The sequence below is a fragment of the Pseudomonas fluorescens genome (genome assembly GCF_000802965.1).
GTDB lineage: Bacteria > Pseudomonadota > Gammaproteobacteria > Pseudomonadales > Pseudomonadaceae > Aquipseudomonas > Aquipseudomonas fluorescens_A.
The window spans coordinates 261236-286216 of sequence record NZ_JSAK01000018.1 but is presented as its reverse complement, the minus strand read 5'-3'; the positions used below and the strand labels follow the sequence as shown (position 1 = coordinate 286216).

Below are 24981 nucleotides of genomic sequence, written 5' to 3'. Positions count from 1 at the left end.
TTCAGGTCACTCGTTGTAGATTGAACAAAATATTGCCACTAAAAAGGCTTGTTTTCTATTTTTTTGCGAATAATCTTGTAATTCCAACAACAAAACGACGGCGGCGCTGATAAATGACTCTTCGAATCGCAATCAATGGTTTTGGCCGTATCGGTCGTAACGTCCTCCGGGCACTCTATACCCAAGGCTATCGCCAGGATTTGCAGATCGTCGCCATCAACGACTTGGGTGACAGCGCGATCAATGCGCACTTGCTCAAGTACGACACGGTTCACGGCACGTTCGAAGCCGATGTCCAACATGATCAGGAAAGCCTGACCGTCAACGGCGACCGTATTTCAGTCAGCGCCATTCGCAACCCGGCCGACCTGCCCTGGGCTGCGGAAAAGATTGATGTCGTATTCGAATGCACCGGTCTGTTCACCGACCGGGCCAAAGCCGCCGCGCATATTACGGCCGGCGCACGCAAAGTGATTATCTCGGCTCCGGCCAAGGGTGCCGACGCCACCGTGGTTTATGGGGTCAACCACGACATTCTGCGACAGTCGCACCAGATTATTTCCAACGCCTCCTGCACCACCAACTGCCTGGCCCCGGTGGCCCAGGTGCTGCATCGCGAACTGGGCATCGAAAGCGGCCTGATGACCACCATCCACGCTTACACCAACGATCAGAACCTGACCGACGTTTATCACACCGACCCGTACCGCGCCCGTTCGGCCACCCAGAACATGATCCCGAGCAAGACCGGCGCCGCTGAAGCGGTCGGTCTGGTGCTGCCGGAACTGGCAGGCAAACTGACCGGCATGGCGGTGCGTGTGCCGGTGATCAACGTGTCGCTGGTGGACCTGACGGTGCAACTCAAACGCGAAGCGTCGGCCGATGAAGTCAACGCGCTGCTCAAGGAAGCCAGCCAGCACTCGAAGATCCTCGGCTATAACACCCTGCCGCTGGTTTCGAGCGACTTCAATCACAATCCGCTGTCGTCGATCTTCGACGCCAACCACACCAAGTCCAGCGGCAAGCTGCTCAAGGTGCTGGCCTGGTACGACAACGAGTGGGGCTTCTCCAACCGCATGCTCGATAACTGCCTGGCGTTGTGCAACGCCGAATAAGTTTGCGGACATAAGATCTCTATCGCCAGCAAGCCGGCTCCTACAGGGATCGTATACGACGCAACTTGTAGGAGCCGGCTTGCTGGCGATGGCGTCTTCGCAATCCCCCTCGCAAATCGCCTGTGGAACAACCCATGATCGGCATCAGCTTTACGCAAAAAACCATGGCCGCGCGCAAGCGTATCGCCCTGGTTGCTCATGACCACTGCAAAGTGTTTTTGCTGGACTGGGCCGAGCGGCAGAAAGACAAGCTTGCGCAGCATGAACTGGTCGCTACCGGCACCACGGGTTTGTTATTACAACAACGCCTCGACTTGCCCGTGGAAAGCATGATCAGTGGCCCGTTGGGCGGTGACCAACAGCTCGGCGGGCGAATCGCCGAGCAACGGGTCGACATGCTGGTGTTCTTCTGGGACCCGTTCGAACCGCAGCCACACGACCCGGACATCAAGGCTTTGCTGCGAGTCGCAGCGGTGTGGAACATTCCGGTGGCGTGCAACGAATGCAGCGCCGACTATCTACTCAGCAGCCCGTTGATGGATCAGGCGCACGAGCACCGGATTCCGGATTACGTGGCGTATTTGTCGGGTCGGCGTTAACGATTCTAAAGTCTTCTGCTGTAACTCTCCGCGCAGTCGCTCGAAATGAGGCTGCGCTGACTCTTCCCATTCCGCTGCTTAAAAGTGCGCAACTTTTTGCCAGGCGAGAGACGCTTTGTCCGCGTCACCCCGTTTGAAATGTAAAGACAAGGCTTACAAACAAACACTTGACCACCCGCATAGATGATAAGCATTATCATTCGCTCAAAATGGATCAGGTCCTCCCCTCCCGTGAGTCAATCGCGCTTCAACGACGTCTTCATCACCCAGCGCATCTCGTTGCTGCGCACGCTGGAGCGGATGGTCAACAACCACAGCACCGCCGAAGACCTGCTACAGGAAACCTACCTGCGCGTGACCCGGGCGCTCAGCGAGCGGGCCATCGATCACCTTGAACCCTTTGTGTTTCAGACCGCGCGCAACCTGGCGCTGGACCATTTGCGCGCGCGACGCATTCATTCGCGCACCATGGTCGACGACGTGCCGCTGGACGTAGTGGAAAGCGTCGCCGCCCCTGCCAGCAGTGCCGAGGACGCCGCCCATGCCGAACAATTGCTCGAGCGTTTGAACGTGCGCCTCAGTCAACTCAGCCCACGACAGCAGCAGATTTTCATCCTCAGTCGCCTGCACGGCCACAGCTACCTGGAGATCGCCGAAAAACTCGGTGTATCGCTCAGTACCGTGCAAAAAGAACTGAAGCTGATCATGACGGTCTGCATCGGCGTCGCCGAGCGGGCAAACGGCCACTGAGTCACCTGTGTCTCGACGGCTTTGATCATCAGGGCTACCCTTGCCCCTCTTTTGCGCTTCACTAAAAAAACAGTCGTGCACAAACACGCCGAGGAAACACCGTGACGGACACCCACCGCTCCCCTGAGCCTTCGCCGGCGCAGGACACTGCTGACGCGATGGACCAGGCCCTGGACTGGCTGATCGTGCTGGACAGCCCGAGCGAAGAACAAACCCGACAGTTCCACCAGTGGCTCGCGGCCGATCCGGCGCATGCCGATGTTTTCGCCAAGGCACAGGCGATCTGGAACGGTCCGCAAGTCACGCAGTGCGCGCAAAGCCTGGCCGCGCGCCCGGCGAAAGTCACCGTCCTGTCGCGCCTGCGCCCACACTGGAAACCGCTGGCTACCGCTGCGGTGCTGATCCTCGGCCTGTTCAGCTTCAGCAATCTGCCGATGCGTTTGCAGGCCGATCACTTGACCGTGGTCGGTGAGCGCCAGCGCCTGCAACTGGAGGACGGTTCGAAAGTCCTGCTCAACACCAACTCGGCGTTTTCCAGCACCATCACCGATCAACAGCGCGTGGCGCGCCTGTATCAGGGCGAGGCGTTTTTCGAGGTGCAGCCCCATCGTGGCCAACCACTGGAAATCGACGCCGGCCCTGTGAAAGCGAGCGTTCGCGATACGGCGTTTGCCGTGCGCTACCTAGATGGCGTGACACAGGTTCGGGTGCAACGCGGGGATGTCGACCTGCGCGCCACCCGCGACGACGCGCGGATTCGACTGTCTGCCGGGGAAAGTATCCGCATCGGCCCCAACGGTTTCGACCGCCCGGCCAAGCTGGATGCCGCCACTGACCTGGCTTGGGTCCAGGGTCGACTGGTGTTCGAAAACTGCCCGCTGAGCCAGGTGCTCGCGGAGCTGCGGCGCTATTACCCGGGCTGGATCATCAACAACAACGAGCAGTTGGCCGATGTCGCTGTGACGGGCAACTACCGTCTCGATCAGCCACTGGACGTGGTGCGCTCCCTCGCCCACATCACCTCCGCCAAGCTCAAGGAATTTCCGGCACTGGTGATTTTGAACTAAATGAGAATTATTTTTACTCGATAGCCAATCCTCGTACGTCTCGTTATAGCCAATGCAATTGATTCGCATCTATAAATGCCAATCAGCACCTATAAAGATTCGTGCGACACGGAGCGCTATCGATGTCCTCTCGCCTTACCCGCCAAGCCTCTTCACCTTCCCGCGTGCTGTCGTTGCTGACCGCCGCCATCCTGATGGCCGGAACAGCACCGGTCATGGCCGCCACCCCCGAACAACCCAGCCGTAACATGGGCGATTACTCGTTCGCCATTGCGCCGCAGTCGCTGGTGTCGGCACTCAATGCCTTCACTGCCGTGACCGGGTGGCAGGTCGGCTTGCCCGCAGAGTTGGGCGAAGGTGTGACATCGCCGGGTGTACGCGGGTCACTGCCGCCGGAGAAAGCACTGGATCGCCTGTTGGTGGGGACCAACCTGAGCTATCGCAAACTGGGTAACAACAACATTGTGCTGGAACGACGTACCAGTGCCGGCACCCTCAATTTGCAGCAGGTGACGATCAGCGCCACGCGTAACGAGCAGGATGTCAACAGCGTGCCCAGCACCGTCACGGTGCAGACCCGAGAAGATCTGGACCGCAACAATGTGAATAACATCAAGGATCTGGTGCGCTACGAGCCGGGTGTTTCGGTCGGCGGCGCCGGTCAGCGCGCAGGCCTTACCGGGTATAACATCCGTGGTATCGACGGCGACCGCGTATTGACCCAGGTCGATGGGGTGCAGGTGCCCGACAGTTTTTTCAACGGCCCGTATGCCCAGACTAATCGCAATTATGTCGACCCGGAAATCGTCAAGCGCGTGGAAATTCTCCGCGGCCCTGCGTCGGTGCTGTACGGCAGCAATGCCATCGGCGGCGCGGTCAGCTACTACACGCTGGATGCGGACGACATCATCAAGCCGGGTAAGGACGTGGGCGCGCGCCTGAAAACCGGTTACAGCTCGGCCGATGACAGCTGGCTGACCTCTGGCACCGTGGCTGGCCGTACCGGCGAGTTCGACGGTTTGTTGCACCTGAGTCAGCGCAACGGCCATGAAACCGAGTCCTACGGCGAAACCGGCGGCACCGGCCTGAATCGCACAGAGGCCAACCCTGAGGACGTGCGCACCACCAACGTGCTGGCCAAGCTGGGCTGGGATTACGCCGACGACGCGCGCCTGGGCCTGACCTACGAGCACTACAAGGACGACGTCGATACCAACCAGTTAAGCGCGGTGGGCGGCCCGTTCAACGCAGGGCGCGGCTTCGGCTTCTATAAATCCCGAACCGGCAACGACACCGTCACTCGCGAACGTTTCGGCATTGAGCATCGCTTCGGCCTGGACACAGCTCTGGCCGACAACATCAAGTGGTCGCTGAATTACCAGATCGCCAAGGCCGACCAAAGCACCGAAGAAATCTACGCGCCATCGCGTACTGTGCTGCGCAAACGCGATACCACTTACAAGGATCGCCAATGGGTGTTCGATGCCCAGGCAGACAAGTCGTTTGCCATCGCCGATACCGATCACCGCATCACCTACGGCACCACCATCAAACAGGATAAAGTCACCGGCCTGCGCACCGGCAGCGGCACCTGCCTGACGGTGGCCGGCGCCTGCCGGGTGATCGGTGCCCCGAGCGCTGCCGATACCCTGACACCGGCCAGCGATTTCCCGGACCCGACCATCACCAGCTACAGCCTGTTTGCCCAGGATCAGATCAGTTGGGGGAACTGGACCTTCCTGCCCGGTGCACGCTATGACTACACCAAACTTGATCCACACGTGACTGAAGAGTTCCTGGCCACCGCTGACCAGAGCGGCAACGGCGATGTGAGCGATGACAGCAAAACCTGGCATCGTCTGTCGCCAAAATTCGGCACTACTTACAGCTTCAACGACAATTACACTTGGTACGGCCAGTACGCCGAAGGCTTCCGCACGCCGACCGCCAAGGCCTTGTATGGTCGTTTCGAAAACCTGGCGGGCGGCTATCAGGTCGCGCCCAATCCGGACCTCGAACCGGAAAAGAGCAAAAGCTATGAAACAGGCTTGCGCGGCCAGTTCGAAGCCGGCTCTTTCGATATGGCGGTGTTCTACAACAAATACCGCGACTTCATCGACGAGAACGCCATTACCCCCGGCTACACCGAGACCACGTTCCAGAGCAACAACATCGCCCACGCCACCATCAAAGGTGTCGAACTCAAGGGCCGCCTGAACCTGGACAGCTTCGGCGCCCCGACCGGCCTCTACACCCAGGGCTCGATGGCTTACCTGTACGGCCGTAACGATGACACCGGCCAGCCGCTTAACAGCATCAACCCGCTGACCGGCGTCTTCGGACTGGGTTACGAGCAAGACAAATACGGTGCCCTGCTGAACTGGACACTGGTCAAGCGCAAGACTCGTGTCGACAGCACCAGCTTCAAGACCCCGGACGGCACCAGCACCCAATTCAAGACCCCGGGTTATGGCGTGCTCGACCTGGCCGGTTTCTACAAGGTGACCGACGACGTGACCATCAACGCGGGCCTCTACAACCTGACCAACAAAAAGTACTGGCAGTGGGATGACGTACGCGGCTACGACAGTGTCGGCGAGGCCTCGGTGACACAACCGGCCAACCTCGATCGCCTGACCCAACCGGGTCGCAACTTCGCGGTCAATCTGATCTGGGACATCTGATCCCTCCCCCTCACTGCGCGGCGTTTATTAATGCTACGCAGTGAGGATTTTTTACTCTCGCGCCCCTGCTCATTCGTCTCGTTACCAGGCTCTTCTCTTTCTCAAGGATTTCCCATGACCACTCAGGACACGGCTCAACGCCCGGCCTTGCGTTCGCAACGCCTGAACCAGATCACCCACGAACCGCACAGCAAACTCGACGCCCTGGTCAAAGCCCACGCACCGTTCGAAACCCAAGCCAACTTCGCCCGTTTCGTGGTGGCGCAGTACCTGTTCCAGTCGGAACTGGTGGCGCTGTACAACGATGCGCAACTGACCGACATCGTCCCTGACTTGCCCGCTCGCTGCCGGGCGGAAGCCGCCAAGGCTGACCTGGCAGACCTGGAAACTGACGTGCCGGATCCGGTCGCAGGCGCGGTGAACAACCCGAGCAAGGCTGAAGCATTGGGCTGGCTTTTCGTATCCGAAGGTTCGAAGCTTGGCGCGGCGTTCCTGATCAAACGCGCAGTGGGTGTTGGCTTGAGCGAAACCTTCGGCGCCCGTCACCTTGCCGAACCGGCCGGTGGCCGTGCTGAAGGCTGGAAAAGCTTCGTCAAAACCCTTGATGGACTTGAGCTCAGCGCCCAAGAAGAAGCTGAACTGGATAAAGGCGCCATCGACGCCTTCAACCGCTTCACAGTGTTGCTGGAACAGGCTTACGCCACAGCCCCGGAAACCGCCTGACTACACGGGGTACACCCCTGTAGGCGCTGCCGCAGGCTGCGATCTTTTGATCTTGGTTTTTACGATATCAAGATGATCAAGATCAAAAGATCGCAGCCTTCGGCATCTCCTACATGACCCGAGCGGAGCCGCGATATTCCGATCAAGCCTCACATTAGTTTTCCTGAGCCCATGCCCGCCACCTCAAAACTCACCCGCCTGCTCTTCGGACTGCTGGCCTACGTCAGCCTTGGCATCGGCCTGATCGCCATCGTCATCCCCGGCCTGCCCACCACCGAATTCATCTTGCTGGCCGCCTGGGCCGCGACTAGAAGCTCGCCGCGCTTGAGTGCCTGGCTGGAAAACCATCGGTTGTTCGGCCCCATTCTCAGCAACTGGCGCAACGGCAAAATCATCACGCGCCGGGCCAAGGTCAGTGCCACCGTCAGCATGCTGCTGTGTGCCACCCTGATGCTGGTGATGCTCGATCATGGCTGGCCGATTTACCTGGCGATTGCCGGAATGGGCCTGGGCAATCTGTGGATCTGGTCGCGCCCCGAATCACTGCCGCAACGTTTCTGAACCCCGCCGCGTTTTCCCCCGTTTTTATTTCGATTTTCGGCACATTTTCCTGCGCAAACGATCAATCACTACCGTTCGTCGGCGACCCGTTAATGCAACACCCGCCCTGCGCCGATGAGCATTGAATGGCGCTGAATGGATTTGGCGTATCGAGTCGCCTTTGACTCCTAGCCAACAGCTCATCCATTCGCGAGTTCGCCCCATGTTCGACTCACTGTCCATCCGCCTGAAAATTGTCCTGCTCTCCGGTCTGTGCCTGCTGGGTGTGGTCGCGTTGATCGTCGGCATGAATTTCTACCAAACCAACGAAAACGATAAATTGGTCAGCACTTCCAGCAGCAAGATGCTCACCGACAGTGTGCAGGACTTGCTGCAGGCCAAGGCCGCCGAGCAGGCGGTGCGGGTGCAGAAGACATTTGGCGAGACGCTGACGGTGGTAACTGCCTTGGCCGATCAGATCAAGGACATGCGCGCCATGGCCACCAAGCGCTCGCTGGAGGCCGGCGCGCTGCGTGAGGAATTGAACCAGAGCCTGAAAACCGCCTTCGAGCGCAACAACAAAGTGCTGGGGATCTGGCTGGCGTTCGAGCCCAATGGCCTGGATGGCAAGGACAGCGAATTCGCCAATGACGCCGCTCGCCAGTCCAACGAAGCCGGACGTTTTGCCACCTATTGGAGCCGCGCCGGGGGCGAAGCGCTCAACACCATCATGGTCGAAGAGGACATGACCAAAACCACCCTGAACCTGAGTGGCACGCCGTACAACGTCTGGTACACCTGCCCTCGGGACAGCAAGCGCACCTGCCTGCTCGACCCGTACGCCGATACGGTCGGTAACAAGGAAGTGTTGATGACCACCATTTCCGTGCCACTGCTGGTGGATGGCAAGGCCATCGGCGTGGTCGGTATCGACATCGCCCTCGACGCCCTGCAAGCAGCGGCGGTCGACTCCCAGCGAGAGCTGTTCAACAGCGCCGGGCACATGCTGATCGTCTCCGGCACCGGCGTGATGGCAGCCTACAGCGTCGACGCTGGCAAGGTAGGCAAAAGCATCGGCGATACCCTCGGCGCGGACGGCAAGGACATCTTGCAACTGCTCGGCGCGGGCGCACCGAAAATTCTGCAACAGGGTGACCTGATCCGCGCGGTTTACCCGGTCAGCCCGATTGCCGACTCCAAAGCCTGGGGCGTGATCATCGACCTGCCGAAACAAGTGTTGCTGGCCGACTCAGTAAAACTGCAAGCGGTGCTCGACGACGCCCAGCAAAGCGGCACGATCAAAGCCGTGGGTGTGGCGATCATTGCCGGCCTGATCGGTTTGTTGCTGATCTGGCTGACCGCTTCCGGCGTCACCCGGCCGATCAACAGCGTGGCCGAAATGCTCAAGGCGATTGCCAGCGGCGACGGCGACCTGACCCAACGCCTGCACTACAGCAAGAAAGATGAGCTGGGCGAACTGGTCAGTTGGTTCAACCGCTTCCTCGACAAGCTGCAGCCGACCATCGCGCAGATCAAGCAAAGCATCACCGACGCGCGCGGCACTGCCGACCAGTCTTCGGAAATCGCCCGCCAGACCAGTGAGGGCATGCAGGTGCAGTTCCGCGAAATCGACCAGGTGGCGACCGCGTCCAACGAAATGAGTGCCACGGCGCACGATGTCGCCAACAGCGCATCGAACGCCGCGAGTGCGGCCAAGGGCGCCGACCAGTCAGCCCGCGATGGCATGCAAATCATCGAGCGCAGTACCCGCGACATCAATCAACTGGCCGATGAGGTCAGCAAGGCAGTGACCGAGGTTGAAGCGTTGGCGGTGAACAGCGAGCAGATTGGTTCGGTGCTGGAGGTAATCCGCAGCATCGCCGAACAGACCAACCTGCTGGCGCTCAACGCGGCGATCGAAGCCGCCCGTGCCGGCGAAAGCGGTCGCGGGTTCGCCGTGGTTGCCGACGAAGTGCGCAACCTGGCCAAACGCACCCAGGACTCGGTGGAAGAAATTCGCCTGGTGATCGAACGCATCCAGAGCGGCACCCGCGGCGTGGTCGCCACCATGCATTCGAGCCAGACCCAGGCCCACAGCAACGCCGGACAGATCCAGCAGGCGGTGCAGGCCCTGAGCAAAATCAGCGACGCGGTTACCGTGATCAGCGACATGAACCTGCAAATCGCCAGCGCCGCCGAACAGCAAAGCGCCGTGGCCGAAGAGGTCAACCGCAACGTCTCGGCGATCCGCACCGTCACCGAGACCCTGACCGGCCAGGCCACTGAATCGGCGCAGATCAGCAGCCAACTCAACAACCTGACCACCCATCAAATGAAATTGATGGATCAGTTCCGCGTGTAACCCGCCGGCCCTGTAGGAGCTGGCTTGCCAGCGATAGCGACCGTTCAGGCGACAGGGTGTTGAATGCCATGCCGCCATCGCCGGCAAGCCAGCTCCAACAAAGGAATTCATCCGGCTCGCGGTTTTTTTGATTTATGCTCGGGCTCTCGTTTCGGAGGGCCTTCAATGACTGATCTGCTCACGTCCATTCAAGCCGCACTCGGCTTGCCCCACACCCCGATCCCGTTCACCTCGACAGGCGCCCTGCCCTCGGCGTTTGCCGTCACCGACCTGGCCTGTGCCAGCATCGCAGCCGCCGGCCAAGCCGTCAGCGAATTGTTGCTTCAACAAACCGGTCGATTGCCCGCCGTTGAAGTCGACCGACGCCTAGCCTCGTTCTGGTTCGCGACCTCGCTGCGCCCGGTCGGCTGGAGCGTTCCACCCTTGTGGGACCCCATCGCCGGTGACTACGCCGCCAAGGACGGCTGGATCCGTCTGCACACCAACGCGCCCCATCACCGCGCCGCTGCCGAAACCGTACTCGGCGCTTGTGCCGACCGTGCCGCGATGGCGAGCAAAGTGGCGCAATGGGCCAAAAGCGATCTGGAGCAAGCCGTGGTCGATGCCGGTGGCTGTGCTGCCGAAATGCGCAATTGGGAACAATGGCAGGCTCACCCTCAAGGTCGCGCAGTAAACGCCGAACCGTTGATTCAGTTCGGCCAGCACAGCGGGCACAACGTCAAACCGTGGCAAGGTTCGGTGGCGCAGCCATTGGCCGGAATCAAGGTGCTGGATTTGACCCGCGTACTCGCCGGCCCGGTCGCCAGCCGCTTTCTCGCCGGCCTTGGTGCCGACGTGTTGCGTATCGACCCACCGAGCTGGAACGAGCCCGGCGTGGTGCCGGAAATGACCCTGGGCAAGCGCTGCGCGCACCTGGATCTGCACGACAAGGCGGATCGCACGCTCTTTGAAAGCCTGCTCAAAGACGCCGACATCGTGCTCCATGGCTATCGCGCCGACGCGCTGGAACGCCTGGGATTCGGTGCCGCCGAACGGCAACAACTCGCCCCCGGCCTGATTGACGTTTGCCTGAACGCCTACGGCTGGAGCGGCCCATGGCAGAACCGCCGCGGATTCGACAGCCTGGTGCAGATGAGCAGCGGGATTGCCGAAGCCGGCATGCAATGGCAGCACACGGACAAACCGACGCCACTGCCATTGCAAGCCCTTGATCACGCCACTGGATATCTGATGGCGGCCAGTGCGATCAAGTTGTTGGCTGAACGCTTGAGCAGCGGAATCGGCGGATCGGCGCGGTTGTCGTTGGCGCGGACGGCGAAACTGTTAATCGACAATGGACGCGGAACGGAGGGGTCGTTGCGGGCCGAGGATGATCAAGATCAGGGGATGTTGGTCGAGCAGACATCCTGGGGGCCAGCGCATCGGTTGCATGTACCGCTGAAGATCACCGGGACGCCGCTTCAGTGGGCGATTGCGGCTGGGGAATTGGGTTCACACCGCGCACAGTGGTGGTGACTGACAAATAGCCATCGCTGGCACCGCGTAACCCTGTGGGAGCTGGCTTGCCAGCGATGGCGTCAGACCTTTCAACACAAAAACCAGATGCGCCTCAATCCGCACGACTCAACGAAGTCCAAAGCAACTGCGCCGCATACCCTCGATAAGGCCGCCAAGCCTCAGCCCGCAATAAAAGCTGCTTTGCCGTCACCGGTTCACCTTCCAGCGCAGCGAGCGCATTGATCAACCCCACATCCCCGTTCGCAAATCCATCCATCTCGCGCAACTGCCGCAGCGCGATGTACTGCGCCGTCCACTCACCGATCCCATGCAGCGCCAGCAATCGCGCAACACCACCCTCCCGACCCGGCTCAAACAACAAAGGATCATCCAGTAATGCCTGAGCGACTCCCGATAAAGTGCGGCCACGACTTTTCGGCATCCCCAGCGTCGCCAAATCCGCTGCCGCTAATACCGAGGCATCCGGAAAAACGTGGGTCAATCCTTCCCGAGGCGAAACTAATGGCACGCCGTACTGCGCAACCAGTTTGCCCGCCAGTTTGATCGCCGCCACCACCGTAATCTGCTGCCCCAACACCGCACGAATGGCCAGCTCCAACCCGTCCCACGCCCCCGGTACGCGCAGCCCCGGACGCTCGGCAATCAGCCGTGCCAGCAGCGGATCGTTGCTTAGATGTCGTTGCATCGTGATCAGGTCGGCGTCCAGATCAAACATCCGTCGCAATCGCGCGATGATTTCTGGCAACGCTGTCGGGTCGGGAAAATCCAGCGTCAACTCCAGCGCGTCGGCAATCGCTGGCTGGATCGACAGCGTGCCGTGAACCCCGTTCAAGACAATGCTGCGCGAGTAAACATCGCCAACCACCGTTTCCATTCCGGCAATCGCCCGTGCCGATAAAAAACCCAGCATCGCCGGCCAGTCATAGGGCGCAGCGAATGCCATCAACACCTTCACAGACTCAGCACCCCGCTGTACAACGCATACGCCGCCAGCCCCGCACCGCACACAACGCAAGTGAATATGCCCTTCTCGACCAGGGTGAACACTGGCATGCCCTGCTCATGCCGGGCCTTGGCAAACAGAATCACCCCCGGCGCATACAGCAGCGCCGAGAGCAGCAAATACTTCAAACCACCGGCGTACAACAACCACACCGCGTAACTCACGGCGACGGCGCCGATCAGCAGATCCTTGGTGCGTTCCGCCGATGCGTGTTCGTAGGTTTCACCACGCCCGCTCAACAGCACCGCATACGCCGCCGACCACAGGTACGGCACCAGAATCATCGACGACGCAAGGTAAATCAGGCTGGTGTAGGTGCCGGCGGAAAACAGCGTGATCAACAAGAACAGCTGGATCATCGTGTTGGTCAGCCACAACGCATTGACCGGCACATGGTTGGCGTTTTCCTTGGTCAGGAACGCTGGCATGGTCTTGTCTTTCGCCGTGGCGAAGAGGATTTCGGCGCACAGCAGCGCCCATGACAACAAGGCACCCAACAGTGAAATCGCCAGGCCAACGCTGATCAGCAAAGCGCCCCACGGGCCGACGATATGTTCCAGCACCGAGGCCAGCGACGGGTTCTGCAAGCTGGCCAGTTCCGGCTGGCTCATGATGCCCAGCGACAGCACATTCACCAGCACCAGCAGCGCCAGTACCCCGAGAAAACCGATCACCGTCGCCCGGCCCACGTCCGAACGCTTCTGCGCCCGCGCTGAATAGACACTGGCGCCTTCGATGCCGATGAAGACGAACACCGTCACCAGCATCATGTTGCGCACCTGGTCCATCACGCTGCCGAAACTCGGGTTACTGCGGCCCCAGATGTCCCGGGTGAAGATGTCCGCCTTGAACGCCACTGCCGCGATGACGATGAACAGGATCAGCGGGACGATCTTGGCCACGGTCGTCAGCAGATTGATGAACGCCGCCTCCTTGATCCCGCGCATCACTACAAAATGCACGGTCCAGAGCAACACCGATGCACAGGCGATGGCAATCGGTGTGTTGCCTTCGCCAAAGACCGGAAAGAAAAAACCCAGGGTGCTGAACAGCAGGACGAAGTAGCCGACATTCCCCAGCCAGGCACTGATCCAGTAACCCCAGGCTGACGAGAAACCCATGTAATTGCCAAAACCGGCCTTGGCGTAGGCGTACACGCCCGAGTCCAGTTCCGGTTTGCGATTGGCCAGTGTCTGGAACACAAACGCCAGGGTGAGCATGCCGACGGCAGTGATCGCCCAGCCAATCAATATCGCACCGGCATCGGCTTTGGCCGCCATGTTCTGCGGCAGGGAAAAGATCCCGCCCCCAATCATCGACCCCACCACCAGGGCGATCAGTGCGCTCAGGCGAAGTTTTTGCGTCGATTGCGACATGGCTGCGTCTCCATTCCCAAGGGGCGGCAGTCGCCGCGAGATCGTCACATAACCGGCGTTAACTTACGGATGAAGCGTAATGACGTTTACTGAATAACGCCAACAAACGACATTTTTATTACCAAAATCATCACAGCAGACATCGATATATTCATTCGCTTTATACAGGCCGATTCATAAGCAAATTTGGTTCTTACAACCCACCAGGAAAAGTTGCGCATTGGCCAAAACGAACTAGCTTCATAAGTCGCAGGGAATGCGAAAAAGTTTCAACAAAAATTCAACAACGTCTCTAGAACAGGCAATACGGGCAGTAATGTTGTGCGAGCTACTCTTTCAGTTATTAACAACGGAATGTAGACATGCACTGATCCAGGTCAGCCGACTGAAGGGCTGGCGGATTTAGTGTGTCGTCTCACTTCTCCTGCAATGGAGTCATGCAATGTCTGAAGCTCCCGGAAAACTGAAACTCGGCGCGCTGGTTGCATTAGTCGTCGGTTCAATGATTGGCGGCGGTATCTTTTCGCTGCCGCAAAACATGGCGGCCAGTGCTGACGTCGGCGCCATTCTAATTGGTTGGGCGATCACCGCTGTCGGCATGCTTACCCTCGCGTTTGTGTTCCAGACCCTGGCCAACCGCAAGCCTGACCTGGACGGCGGGGTCTACGCCTACGCCAAGGCCGGTTTCGGCGACTACATGGGTTTCTCATCCGCCTGGGGGTACTGGATCAGTGCCTGGCTGGGGAACGTTGGCTACTTCGTTTTGCTGTTCAGCACCCTCGGTTATTTTTTCCCGATCTTCGGCGAAGGCAACACGGTAGCCGCCGTGATCGGCGCGTCGGTGTTGTTGTGGGCCGTGCATTTGCTCGTGCTGCGGGGGATCAAGGAAGCGGCGTTCATCAACCTGGTCACCACCGTGGCCAAGATCGTGCCACTGGTGCTGTTCATCCTTATTGCCGTGTTCGCCTTCAAACTGGACATCTTCACTGCCGATATCTGGGGCCTGAAAAACCCCGACCTGGGCAGCGTGATGGACCAGGTGCGCAACATGATGCTGGTCACCGTGTGGGTGTTCATCGGCATCGAAGGCGCGAGCATTTTCTCGGCCCGTGCGGAAAAACGCAGTGATGTGGGTAAAGCCACGGTGATCGGTTTTATCTCCGTGTTGCTGATTCTGGTGCTGGTGAACGTGCTGTCGCTGGGCATCCTGACCCAACCGGAACTGGCCAAGCTGCAGAACCCGTCGATGGCCGCCGTGCTGGAGCATGTGGTCGGCAAATGGGGGGCCGTGCTGATCAGCGTTGGTCTGATCATTTCGCTGCTGGGTGCACTGTTGTCGTGGGTGCTGCTGTGCGCGGAGATCATGTTCGCCGCCGCCAAGGACCACACCATGCCCGCGTTCCTGCGCAAGGAAAACGCCAACCAGGTGCCGGTCAACGCCCTCTGGCTGACCAACGCCATGGTCCAGATATTTCTGATCATCACGCTGTTTTCGGCCAGCACTTACCTGTCGCTGATCTACCTCGCCACTTCAATGATCCTGGTGCCGTACCTGTGGTCGGCAGCCTATGCCCTGCTGTTGGCAGTTCGCGGCGAAACCTACGAAGGTGCGGCGGGTGATCGGCAGAAGGATCTGATCATTGGCGCCGTGGCGCTGATCTACGCGGTCTGGCTGCTGTACGCCGGCGGTATCAAATACCTGCTGCTTTCGGCACTGCTTTATGCCCCCGGCGCGATCCTGTTCGCCAAGGCCAAGCTGGAACTCAACAAACCGGTTTTCACCAATGTCGAGAAGCTGATTTTCGCCTTGGTGGTCGTCGGCGCCCTGGTGGCGGCCTACGGCCTCTACGACGGCTTCCTGACCCTGTAACACGACTGTTTTGCCATCTGGAGGTTCACTGAAATGACCACGGAAAAAGTTAAGTACGGCGTCCATTCCGAAGCCGGCAAACTGCGCAAAGTCATGGTTTGCTCCCCCGGCCTCGCCCATCAGAGGCTGACCCCGAACAACTGCGACGAATTGCTTTTCGACGATGTGCTGTGGGTGGCCCAGGCCAAGCGCGACCATTTCGATTTCGTCACTAAAATGCGTGAACGCAACATCGACGTGCTGGAAATGCACAACCTGCTGACCGACATCGTCGCCATCCCCGAAGCCCTGGACTGGATCCTCGAACGCAAGATCACCCCCGATTCGGTGGGCCTGGGCCTGATCAATGAAACCAGTTCGTGGCTGCGCAGCCTGGAACCGCGACACATCGCCGAGTTCCTGATCGGCGGCGTGTCGGGTGACGATCTGCCCACCAGTTTCGGCGGCAAGGCCATCGAGATGTTCCGCGGTTTCCTCGGCCATACAAGCTTCATTCTGCCGCCGCTGCCCAACACCCAGTTCACCCGTGATACCACCTGCTGGATCTACGGTGGCGTCACCCTCAACCCGATGTACTGGCCGGCGCGCCGCCAGGAAACCCTGCTGACCACCGCCATCTACAAGTTCCATCCGCAATTCACCAACGCCGAATTCGAAATCTGGTATGGCGACCCGGACAGGGACCACGGTAACTCCACCCTTGAGGGTGGCGACGTAATGCCGATCGGCAACGGCGTGGTATTGATCGGCATGGGCGAACGCTCTTCTCGCCAGGCCATTGCTCAACTGGCGGTGAATCTGTTCCAGAAAAAAGCCGTGGAAAAAGTCATCGTCGCCGGCCTGCCGAAATCCCGCGCGGCGATGCACCTGGACACCGTGTTCAGTTTCTGCGACCGCGATTTGGTGACCATCTTCCCGGAAGTGGTGAACCAGATTGTCGCCTTCACCCTGCGCCCGGACGAAAGCAAACCGGGCGGCATCGACATCCGTCGCGAAGAAACCAACTTCCTCGACACCGTGGCCAAGGCCCTCAACCTCAAAGCCCTGCGCGTCGTCGAAACCGGTGGCAACAGCTTCGCCGCCGAACGCGAGCAATGGGACGACGGTAACAACGTGGTGGCCGTGGAACCCGGCGTGGTCATCGGCTACGACCGCAACACCTACACCAACACCCTGCTGCGCAAGGCCGGGGTGGAAGTCATCACCATCAGCGCCGGCGAACTCGGCCGCGGTCGTGGCGGCGGCCATTGCATGACCTGCCCGATCATCCGCGATCCGATCGACTACTAACCTGACAGCCTTGGCCCGCGCTGCCGTCTACCCCACGGCATGCGCGGCCAAGGGGATAACCGACAACTTAGGAGATCCAAAATGGCGTTCAATATTCATAACCGCAATCTGCTGAGCCTGGAACATCACACCCCTCGCGAATTGCGCTACCTGCTCGACCTCTCCCGCGACCTCAAACGCGCCAAGTACACCGGCACCGAGCAGCAACACCTCAAAGGCAACAACATTGCCCTGATTTTCGAAAAAACCTCGACCCGCACCCGTTGTGCCTTCGAAGTCGCCGCCTATGACCAGGGCGCCAACGTCACCTACATCGACCCGAACTCCTCGCAGATCGGCCACAAGGAAAGCATGAAAGACACCGCCCGCGTGCTCGGGCGCATGTACGACGCCATCGAGTACCGTGGCTTCAAACAGGAAATCGTCGAAGAACTGGCCAAGTTCGCTGGCGTGCCGGTGTTCAACGGCCTGACCGATGAATATCACCCGACGCAAATGATCGCCGACGTGCTGACCATGCGTGAGAACGCCGACAAGCCGATCCACGAAATCAGCTACGTCTACCTCGGCGATGCGCGCAACAACATGGGCAACTCGCTATTGCTGATCGGCGCCAAACTTGGCATGGACGTGCGCATCTGTGCACCGAAAGCCCTGTGGCCGCTGGACGACCTGGTCGCGCGCTGCAAAAAATACGCTGAAGAGAGCGGCGCGCGCATCACGCTGACCGAAGACCCGAAAGCGGCGGTCAAAGGCGTGGACTTCATCCACACCGACGTCTGGGTGTCCATGGGTGAGCCGGTCGAAGCCTGGGCCGAACGCATCCAGCAATTGCTGCCATATCAGGTCAACGCCGAACTGATGAAAGCCACCGGTAACCCGCGCACCAAGTTCATGCACTGCCTGCCGGCGTTCCACAACAGCGACACCAAAATCGGCAAGCAGATCGCCGAGCAGTACCCGAACCTGAAAAACGGCATCGAAGTAACCGATGACGTCTTCGAGTCGCCGGCCTGCATTGCCTTCGAGCAAGCGGAAAACCGCATGCACACGATCAAGGCGATTCTGGTGTCGACGCTGGCTGACCTGTAACGGCTGACGCGGCCCCTTGTGGGAGCTGGCTTGCCAGCGATGGGATCACCGCGGTTTATCAGAATCACCGAGGTGCGGCCATCGCTGGCAAGCCAGCTCCCACAGGCCCGCTTACCTCTCTTTTAGAAGGACATGCACCATGCGTATCGTCGTTGCTCTGGGCGGGAACGCCCTGCTTCGCCGGGGTGAACCGATGACCGCTGACAACCAGCGCGCCAACATCCGGATCGCCACCGAGCAGATCGCCAAGATCCACTCCGGCAACCAACTGGTCATCGCCCACGGCAATGGCCCCCAAGTCGGCCTGCTGTCGCTGCAAGCGGCGGCCTACACCTCGGTGTCGCCTTATCCGCTGGACGTGCTCGGCGCCGAAACCGAAGGCATGATCGGCTACATCATCGAACAGGAACTGGGCAACTTGCTGGACTTCGAAGTGCCCTTCGCCACCCTGCTGACCCAAGTCGAAGTCGACGCCAACGACCCGGCCTTCAAGAACCCGACCAAACCCATCGGCCCGGTCTACAGCAAGGACGAGGCCGAAAAACTCGCGGCCGAAAAAGGCTGGGCAATTGCCCCGGACGGCGACAAATATCGTCGCGTGGTTGCCAGCCCGAAACCGAAACGCATCTTCGAGATTCGCCCGATCAAGTGGCTGCTGGAAAAAAGCAGCATCGTGATCTGCGCCGGCGGTGGCGGCATCCCGACCATGTACACCGCGCCCGGTAAACTCGAAGGCGTCGAAGCAGTGATCGACAAAGACCTGTGCTCGGCGCTGCTGGCCGAACAGCTTGAAGCCGATCTGCTGGTGATTGCCACTGATGTCAGCGCCGCGTTTATCGACTACGGCAAACCAACGCAGAAAGCCATCGCCCAGGCTCACCCGGACGAAATGGAAAAACTCGGCTTTGCCGCCGGTTCCATGGGACCGAAGGTGCAGGCAGCCTGCGAATTCGCGCGCCATACTGGAAAGGTCGCGGTGATCGGCTCACTCGCGGACATCGAAGCGATCGTCCAGGGCAAGGCCGGCACGCGCATCAGCACCGCGACACCTGGCATTACTTACTTGTAGGGAGAGACGTCTATGGCACAGTTTGAGCCGGGTCACTTGCACATCGAACGTCATGCGCTGACCCCGGATGATGTCAACTACAACGTGCACCTCGACTATGAAGTCAGCAAGAACGACAAAGGGGAAAAGGGCATCCTGTTCACCATGCATGGCAGCATTCAGGGCAAGGACATCTCAGAGCCCTTCTTCCTGCCAAAAGAGGAGGCCTACAACTTCGCCAGGGATGTGACAAGAATTGCCGAGAAGTACGGAATTCCGAAGTCACACAGCCAGATTGGCTCGGTCCACAAGCATTACGATTTGATGTTTGAAGACATCCGGAAGCAGTTGGATATGAAATCCGGCGATCCGGTAAACCCCGAGCACTTCGAGTAACCCGAACACATATTCTGTGGTCAGTCACAAATCCCTGTGGGAGCGGGCTTGCCCGCGATAGCGGTACATCTGTCACATCAATGCCGGATCTGCCACCGTCATCGCGGGCAAGCCCGCTCCCACAGGGATCATCGTTGGCCTGAAGTCCTGCGCTGGATTTCACCTTACCCCCTGCTCCAAGGCATACTTGCCACCCTCCGCACTCCAGAACCCGAAACCGCCCCATGCGTATCCACGTCAGCTTCATCGACCGCGTCGGTATCACCCAGGAAGTCCTGGCCCTGCTCGGTGGGCGTAACCTCAATCTGGATGCGGTGGAAATGGTTCCGCCGAACGTTTATATCGACGCGCCGACCTTGAGCCCGGAAGTCCTCGAAGAACTGCGCGATGCGCTGCTGAGCGTGCGGGGCGTGCAGGCGATGACCGTGGTCGACATCCTGCCCGGCCAACGCCGGCACTTGCAGCTCGACGCGTTGCTCGCAGCCATGACCGACCCGGTGCTGGCGCTGGACAGCGCCGGCAAAGTGTTGCTGGCCAACCCGGCGTTGATCGCCCTGTATGGCCGTGAGCCGGCGGGTGAAAGCGTCGCCGACCTGTTCGCCGACCCGGCACTGCTCGACGCGTTGCTCGAACAGGGTTTTCGCTTGCCGCTGCGGGAAGTGACCGTCAACGGCCAGACGCTACTGCTGGACGCCACGCCAATTACCGACGCCGGCGCCCTGCTGACTCTGTATCAACCCAATCGCATCGGTGAACGCCTCTCGGCCCTGCACCACGATCACGCCGAAGGGTTCGATGCGCTGCTGGGCGAGTCGCCGGTCATCCGCACGCTCAAGGTTCGCGCGCAACGGGTGGCGGCCCTTGATGCGCCGCTGCTGATCCAGGGTGAAACCGGCACCGGCAAGGAGTTGGTGGCACGAGCCTGCCATGCCAGCAGCGCGCGGCACAACTCGCCATTTCTGGCATTGAACTGTGCAGCATTGCCGGAGAACCTCGCCGAAAGCGAACTTTTCGGCTACGCCCCCGGTGCCTTCACCGGTGCACAACGAGGCGGTAAACCGGGGCTGATGGAACTGGCCAACCAGGGCACAGTGTTTCTCGATGAGATCGGTGAGATGTCGCCGTATTTGCAGGCCAAGTTGCTGCGTTTTCTCAACGACGGCAGCTTCCGTCGGGTCGGCGGTGATCGTGAAGTGAAGGTCAACGTACGCATTCTCAGCGCGACCCACCGCGACCTGGAAAAAATGGTCAGCGAAGGGTTGTTTCGCGAAGACCTGTTCTATCGCCTCAACGTGCTCAACGTCGAAGTACCGCCACTGCGCGAGCGTGGCCAGGACATCCTGCTGCTGGCCCGTTACTTCATGCAGCAGGCGTGCGCGCAGATCCAGCGCCCGGTCTGTCGCCTCGCGCCGGGCACTTATCCGGCCCTGCTCGGCAACCGCTGGCCTGGCAACGTGCGGCAACTGCAAAACGTGATTTTCCGCGCCGCGGCCATTTGTGAAAGTAGCCTGGTGGACATCGGCGATCTCGACATCGCCGGCACCTCTGTCGCGCGCCAAGGCGACCACGACGTCGACAGTCTGGAACAGGCCATGGAAGAGTTCGAGAAAACCCTGCTGGAAAAACTCTACGTCAGCTACCCCTCCACCCGGCAACTCGCCAGCCGCCTGCAAACCTCCCACACGGCCATCGCTCATCGACTTCGTAAGTACGGCATTCCCAACAAGCCGTGACCACATTCTGACGAACGCCTCGCACTTGTAGGAGCCGGCTTGCTGGCGATGCCTTTCTAAAGACCACCCCGACCTGTAGGAGCCGGCTTGCTGGCGATGCCTTTCTGAAGACCACCCCGACCTGTAGGAGCCGGCTTGCTGGCGATGGCGTTTTCAAAATTGCCATCGCCAGCAAGCCGGCTCCTACAGCTCGGGTTTTCAGTCAATAATCGTCTTAAAAGCGACCTCCAGCTGTACTGAAAGCGCTACAGCGGAACGATATCGCTACACCCCTCCCCGATCACGGCTGTGCAAGGCTTTGATCCACCTCAGCTTTCTTCTCCGATCATAGCCGTATCGATTTCGCTACAGCAGGCAATTCTCGATAACTCGTAAAACACCATAACCAATTGTTTTATATGACAAAAAATACATTGGCCGCGTTCTTGCTATGTAGTCCGTCATACCCGGGCTTTTTTGCCCAAGCATTCAACAGCGTCCACCAGACGAGTCTGGCCCCCTTAGGAGTTTCCATGAGCGAATTGCGTTTTACTGAAGATCACGAATGGCTGCGCACCGAAGCTGACGGCAGCGTCACCGTCGGCATCACCGCTTTCGCGCAGAACGCATTGGGCGACGTGGTTTTCGTACAACTGCCTGAGCTGCAGTCCTACGAAAAAGGCGCTGAAGCAGCCACCGTGGAATCGGTAAAAGCCGCCAGCGGCGTGTACATGCCGCTCGACGGGGACGTACTGGAAGTGAACCCGGCGCTGGACAGCTCCCCGGAACTGGTCAACGAAGATCCGCTGGGTGAAGGCTGGTTCTTCCGCTTCCAGCCAGCCGACGCTTCGGCGGTCGCCAAACTGCTCGATCAGGACGCCTACGACCGTCTGATCAAAGCCAACGCCGAAGCCTGAGGAGCACTGACATGACCCAGATCAATTTGACCACCGCCAACGAATTCATCGCCCGCCACATCGGCCCGCGTGCCGGTGACGAGCAAGCCATGCTCAACAGCCTCGGCTTCGACTCCCTGGAAGCCCTGAGCGCCAGCGTGATTCCGGACAGCATCAAGGGCACCAGCGTGCTCGGCCTCGAAGACGGCTTGAGCGAAGCCGACGCGCTGGCGATGATCAAAGGCATCGCCGGCAAAAACCAGCTGTTCAAGACTTTCATCGGCCAGGGCTACTACGGCACCCACACGCCGTCGCCGATCCTGCGCAACCTGCTGGAAAACCCGGCCTGGTACACGGCTTACACCCCGTATCAGCCAGAAATTTCCCAGGGCCGTCTCGAAGCGCTGCTGAACTTCCAGACCCTGATCAGCGACCTCACCGGTCTGCCAATCGCCAACGCCTCGCTGTTGGACGAAGCCACCGCCGCCGCCGAAGCCATGACCTTCTGCAAGCGCCTGAGCAAGAACAAGGGCAGCCACCAGTTCTTCGCTTCCGTGCATTGCCACCCGCAAACCCTCGACGTGCTGCGCACCCGTGCCGAGCCGTTGGGCATCGACGTGGTGGTCGGCGACGAGCGCGAACTGACAGACGTGACGCCATTCTTCGGCGCCCTGCTGCAATACCCGGCGAGCAACGGTGACGTGTTCGACTACCGCGAACTGACCGAGCGTTTCCACGCTGCCAACGCGCTGGTCGCGGTGGCCGCCGACCTGCTGGCCCTGACCATGCTGACCCCGCCGGGCGAGTTCGGCGCCGACGTGGCCATCGGCAGCGCGCAACGCTTCGGCGTGCCGCTGGGCTTCGGTGGCCCGCACGCCGCGTATTTCTCCACCAAGGATGCGTTCAAGCGTGACATGCCGGGCCGTCTGGTCGGTGTCTCCGTCGACCGTTTCGGCAAGCCCGCATTGCGCCTGGCGATGCAGACCCGCGAGCAACACATCCGCCGCGAGAAGGCCACGTCGAACATCTGCACCGCGCAGGTATTGCTGGCCAACATCGCCAGCATGTACGCCGTGTACCACGGCCCGAAAGGCCTGACGCAGATTGCCAACCGCGTGCATCACCTGACCGCGATTCTGGCCCAAGGCTTGACCGCTCTGGGCTTGAGCGTCGAGCAAGCAAACTTCTTCGACACCCTGACCCTGAACACCGGCGCCAACACCGCCGCGCTGCACGAGCTGGCCCGTGCCCAGCAGATCAACCTGCGCGTGGTCGATGCCGTGCGTCTGGGCCTGTCCCTCGACGAAACCAGCACCCAGGCCGACATCGAAACCCTGTGGGCCTTGTTCGCCAATGGCAAAGCGCTGCCGGACTTCGCCGCCCTCGCCGCTTCCGTCACCAGCACCATCCCTGCCGCGCTGGTTCGCCAGTCGCCGATCCTCAGCCACCCGGTTTTCAACCGCTATCACTCGGAAACCGAGCTGATGCGCTACCTGCGCAAACTGGCGGACAAAGACCTGGCGCTGGACCGCACCATGATCCCGCTGGGCTCGTGCACCATGAAACTCAACGCCGCCAGCGAAATGATCCCGGTGACCTGGGCCGAGTTCGGTGCGCTGCACCCGTTCGCCCCGGCCGAGCAAAGCGCCGGTTACCAGCAACTGACCGATGAACTGGAAGCGATGCTCTGCGCCGCGACTGGTTACGACTCGATCTCGCTGCAACCGAACGCCGGTTCGCAAGGCGAATACGCCGGTCTGCTGGCCATCCGCGCCTACCACCAGAGCCGTGGCGAAGACCGTCGCGACATCTGCCTGATCCCGTCGTCGGCCCACGGCACCAACCCGGCCACCGCACAAATGGCTGGCATGCGTGTTGTCGTCACCGCGTGCGATGCCCGTGGCAACGTCGACATCGAAGACCTGCGCGCCAAGGCCATCGAGCACCGCGAACACCTCGCCGCGCTGATGATCACCTACCCGTCGACCCACGGCGTGTTCGAAGAAGGCATCCGCGAAATCTGCGGCATCATTCATGACCACGGCGGCCAGGTGTACATCGACGGCGCCAACATGAACGCCATGGTCGGCCTCTGCGCGCCAGGCAAGTTCGGCGGCGACGTGAGCCACCTGAACCTGCACAAGACTTTCTGCATTCCGCACGGCGGTGGCGGCCCGGGCGTCGGCCCGATTGGCGTGAAATCGCACCTGACGCCGTTCCTGCCGGGCCACGCGCAGATGGCGCGCAAGGAAGGCGCGGTGTGTGCCGCGCCGTTCGGCAGCGCGAGCATTTTGCCGATCACCTGGATGTACATCCGCATGATGGGCGGCGCCGGTCTGAAGCGCGCTTCGCAGCTGGCGATCCTCAACGCCAACTACATTTCCCGCCGCCTCGAAGAGCACTACCCCGTGCTGTACACCGGCAGCAACGGCCTGGTGGCGCACGAGTGCATTCTCGATTTGCGTCCACTGAAAGACAGCAGCGGCATCAGCGTCGATGACGTCGCCAAGCGCCTGATCGACTTCGGCTTCCACGCCCCGACCATGTCGTTCCCGGTGGCCGGCACCTTGATGATCGAGCCGACCGAAAGCGAATCCAAGGAAGAACTGGACCGCTTCTGCGACGCCATGATCCGCATCCGCGAAGAAATCCGCGCGGTGGAAAACGGCACGCTGGACAAGGACGACAACCCGCTGAAAAACGCTCCGCACACCGCGGCGGAAATCGTCGGCGAGTGGACTCACCCATACAGCCGCGAGCAAGCGGTTTATCCGGTTGCTTCGCTGATCGAAGGCAAATACTGGCCGCCGGTCGGTCGCGTCGACAACGTCTTCGGCGATCGCAACCTGGTCTGCGCCTGCCCGTCGATCGAAAGCTACGCTTAAACCAAAGGGGGCGGCATGTCCGCCCTCGCAAGAACGCCACAAAACCTGTAGGAGC

19 protein-coding genes and 1 pseudogene are annotated in these 24981 nt (G+C 60.3%); 18 read left to right on the top strand and 2 right to left on the bottom strand.

What is annotated here, in order from left to right:
* The first annotated feature begins 113 nt into the window (after positions 1 to 113).
* The 10 genes and pseudogenes from gap (at position 114) to NL64_RS16705 (ending at position 11355) form a co-directional block, all read left to right on the top strand.
* Entirely contained in the window at positions 114 to 1115 is a 1002-nt protein-coding gene (gene gap / locus NL64_RS16745) for a type I glyceraldehyde-3-phosphate dehydrogenase (protein ID WP_034149173.1), read from the top strand.
* Between the two features lie 134 nt (positions 1116 to 1249).
* Positions 1250 to 1714: a methylglyoxal synthase gene (locus NL64_RS16740; protein ID WP_034149172.1), complete on the top strand. Its 465-nt coding sequence runs from the start codon at positions 1250 to 1252 to the stop codon at positions 1712 to 1714.
* Between the two features lie 231 nt (positions 1715 to 1945).
* The gene (locus NL64_RS16735) at positions 1946 to 2464 is read left to right on the top strand and encodes an RNA polymerase sigma factor (protein ID WP_034149171.1); all 519 of its coding nucleotides are present in this window, start codon (positions 1946 to 1948) and stop codon (positions 2462 to 2464) included.
* 101 nt (positions 2465 to 2565) lie between these two features.
* Positions 2566 to 3531: a FecR family protein gene (locus tag NL64_RS16730; RefSeq protein WP_034149170.1), complete on the top strand. Its 966-nt coding sequence runs from the start codon at positions 2566 to 2568 to the stop codon at positions 3529 to 3531.
* A 122-nt stretch (positions 3532 to 3653) separates the two neighbouring features.
* On the top strand, positions 3654 to 6215 hold the full coding sequence (locus NL64_RS16725; RefSeq protein WP_034149169.1) for a TonB-dependent receptor: 2562 nt from the start codon (positions 3654 to 3656) through the stop codon (positions 6213 to 6215).
* Positions 6216 to 6329: 114 nt separating this feature from the next.
* Positions 6330 to 6938 carry a biliverdin-producing heme oxygenase gene (locus NL64_RS16720; protein WP_034149168.1) on the top strand — a complete coding sequence of 203 codons (609 nt, stop codon included), beginning with the start codon at positions 6330 to 6332 and terminating at the stop codon, positions 6936 to 6938.
* Positions 6939 to 7109: 171 nt separating this feature from the next.
* Complete coding sequence (locus NL64_RS16715) at positions 7110 to 7499, top strand: YbaN family protein (RefSeq protein ID WP_034149167.1); 390 nt, start codon at positions 7110 to 7112, stop codon at positions 7497 to 7499.
* Positions 7500 to 7701: 202 nt separating this feature from the next.
* A pseudogene (locus NL64_RS31150) lies at positions 7702 to 8982 on the top strand (PDC sensor domain-containing protein); the annotation flags it as partial.
* Between the two features lie 102 nt (positions 8983 to 9084).
* Positions 9085 to 9840 (top strand): methyl-accepting chemotaxis protein, encoded by a 756-nt coding sequence (locus NL64_RS31145; RefSeq protein ID WP_371807299.1) that lies wholly within the window; start codon positions 9085 to 9087, stop codon positions 9838 to 9840.
* Positions 9841 to 10005: 165 nt separating this feature from the next.
* Complete coding sequence (locus tag NL64_RS16705) at positions 10006 to 11355, top strand: CoA transferase (RefSeq protein ID WP_034149165.1); 1350 nt, start codon at positions 10006 to 10008, stop codon at positions 11353 to 11355.
* A gap of 94 nt (positions 11356 to 11449) precedes the next feature.
* Here NL64_RS16705 and NL64_RS16700 read toward each other — a convergent pair whose 3' ends face one another.
* Both NL64_RS16700 and arcD (NL64_RS16695) read right to left on the bottom strand, forming a co-directional pair.
* Positions 11450 to 12301: a DNA-3-methyladenine glycosylase family protein gene (locus NL64_RS16700; RefSeq protein WP_437176922.1), complete on the bottom strand. Its 852-nt coding sequence runs from the start codon at positions 12299 to 12301 to the stop codon at positions 11450 to 11452.
* Positions 12302 to 12309: 8 nt separating this feature from the next.
* On the bottom strand, positions 12310 to 13737 hold the full coding sequence (gene arcD / locus NL64_RS16695) for an arginine-ornithine antiporter (RefSeq protein ID WP_034149163.1): 1428 nt from the start codon (positions 13735 to 13737) through the stop codon (positions 12310 to 12312).
* A 442-nt stretch (positions 13738 to 14179) separates the two neighbouring features.
* Here arcD (NL64_RS16695) and arcD (NL64_RS16690) point away from each other — a divergent pair, with 442 nt between their 5' ends.
* The 8 genes from arcD (NL64_RS16690) (at position 14180) to gcvP (ending at position 24926) form a co-directional block, all read left to right on the top strand.
* On the top strand, positions 14180 to 15607 hold the full coding sequence (arcD, locus tag NL64_RS16690) for an arginine-ornithine antiporter (protein WP_034149162.1): 1428 nt from the start codon (positions 14180 to 14182) through the stop codon (positions 15605 to 15607).
* Between the two features lie 33 nt (positions 15608 to 15640).
* Positions 15641 to 16897, top strand: a complete 1257-nt coding sequence (gene arcA / locus NL64_RS16685) for an arginine deiminase (protein WP_034149161.1) — start codon at positions 15641 to 15643, stop codon at positions 16895 to 16897.
* Between the two features lie 81 nt (positions 16898 to 16978).
* Positions 16979 to 17989: an ornithine carbamoyltransferase gene (locus NL64_RS16680; protein ID WP_034149160.1), complete on the top strand. Its 1011-nt coding sequence runs from the start codon at positions 16979 to 16981 to the stop codon at positions 17987 to 17989.
* A 139-nt stretch (positions 17990 to 18128) separates the two neighbouring features.
* Complete coding sequence (gene arcC / locus NL64_RS16675) at positions 18129 to 19058, top strand: carbamate kinase (protein ID WP_034149159.1); 930 nt, start codon at positions 18129 to 18131, stop codon at positions 19056 to 19058.
* A 12-nt stretch (positions 19059 to 19070) separates the two neighbouring features.
* Complete coding sequence (locus NL64_RS16670; protein ID WP_034149158.1) at positions 19071 to 19433, top strand: DUF5064 family protein; 363 nt, start codon at positions 19071 to 19073, stop codon at positions 19431 to 19433.
* A gap of 224 nt (positions 19434 to 19657) precedes the next feature.
* Positions 19658 to 21166: a sigma-54-dependent transcriptional regulator gene (locus NL64_RS16665; RefSeq protein ID WP_034149157.1), complete on the top strand. Its 1509-nt coding sequence runs from the start codon at positions 19658 to 19660 to the stop codon at positions 21164 to 21166.
* 512 nt (positions 21167 to 21678) lie between these two features.
* Positions 21679 to 22062: a glycine cleavage system protein GcvH gene (gene gcvH / locus NL64_RS16660; RefSeq protein WP_034149156.1), complete on the top strand. Its 384-nt coding sequence runs from the start codon at positions 21679 to 21681 to the stop codon at positions 22060 to 22062.
* Positions 22063 to 22073: 11 nt separating this feature from the next.
* On the top strand, positions 22074 to 24926 hold the full coding sequence (gcvP, locus tag NL64_RS16655) for an aminomethyl-transferring glycine dehydrogenase (RefSeq protein WP_034149155.1): 2853 nt from the start codon (positions 22074 to 22076) through the stop codon (positions 24924 to 24926).
* Positions 24927 to 24981: the final 55 nt, after the last annotated feature.

Excerpts from the sequence above, each read along its gene's own strand:
- NL64_RS16725 (WP_034149169.1), top strand. The coding sequence starts at position 3,654 with ATGTCCTCTCGCCTTACCCGCCAAGCCTCTTCACCTTCCCGCGTGCTG.
- NL64_RS16680 (WP_034149160.1), top strand. The coding sequence starts at position 16,979 with ATGGCGTTCAATATTCATAACCGCAATCTGCTGAGCCTGGAACATCAC.
- arcC (WP_034149159.1), top strand. The coding sequence starts at position 18,129 with ATGCGTATCGTCGTTGCTCTGGGCGGGAACGCCCTGCTTCGCCGGGGT.
- gap (WP_034149173.1), top strand. The coding sequence starts at position 114 with ATGACTCTTCGAATCGCAATCAATGGTTTTGGCCGTATCGGTCGTAAC.
- NL64_RS16705 (WP_034149165.1), top strand. The coding sequence starts at position 10,006 with ATGACTGATCTGCTCACGTCCATTCAAGCCGCACTCGGCTTGCCCCAC.
- NL64_RS31145 (WP_371807299.1), top strand. The coding sequence starts at position 9,085 with ATGCAGGTGCAGTTCCGCGAAATCGACCAGGTGGCGACCGCGTCCAAC.
- NL64_RS16670 (WP_034149158.1), top strand. The coding sequence starts at position 19,071 with ATGGCACAGTTTGAGCCGGGTCACTTGCACATCGAACGTCATGCGCTG.
- arcD (WP_034149162.1), top strand. The coding sequence starts at position 14,180 with ATGTCTGAAGCTCCCGGAAAACTGAAACTCGGCGCGCTGGTTGCATTA.
- NL64_RS16700 (WP_437176922.1), bottom strand. The coding sequence starts at position 12,301 with ATGGCATTCGCTGCGCCCTATGACTGGCCGGCGATGCTGGGTTTTTTA.
- gcvP (WP_034149155.1), top strand. The coding sequence starts at position 22,074 with ATGACCCAGATCAATTTGACCACCGCCAACGAATTCATCGCCCGCCAC.
- arcD (WP_034149163.1), bottom strand. The coding sequence starts at position 13,737 with ATGTCGCAATCGACGCAAAAACTTCGCCTGAGCGCACTGATCGCCCTG.
- gcvH (WP_034149156.1), top strand. The coding sequence starts at position 21,679 with ATGAGCGAATTGCGTTTTACTGAAGATCACGAATGGCTGCGCACCGAA.
- NL64_RS16715 (WP_034149167.1), top strand. The coding sequence starts at position 7,110 with ATGCCCGCCACCTCAAAACTCACCCGCCTGCTCTTCGGACTGCTGGCC.
- NL64_RS16720 (WP_034149168.1), top strand. The coding sequence starts at position 6,330 with ATGACCACTCAGGACACGGCTCAACGCCCGGCCTTGCGTTCGCAACGC.
- arcA (WP_034149161.1), top strand. The coding sequence starts at position 15,641 with ATGACCACGGAAAAAGTTAAGTACGGCGTCCATTCCGAAGCCGGCAAA.
- NL64_RS16740 (WP_034149172.1), top strand. The coding sequence starts at position 1,250 with ATGATCGGCATCAGCTTTACGCAAAAAACCATGGCCGCGCGCAAGCGT.
- NL64_RS16665 (WP_034149157.1), top strand. The coding sequence starts at position 19,658 with ATGCGTATCCACGTCAGCTTCATCGACCGCGTCGGTATCACCCAGGAA.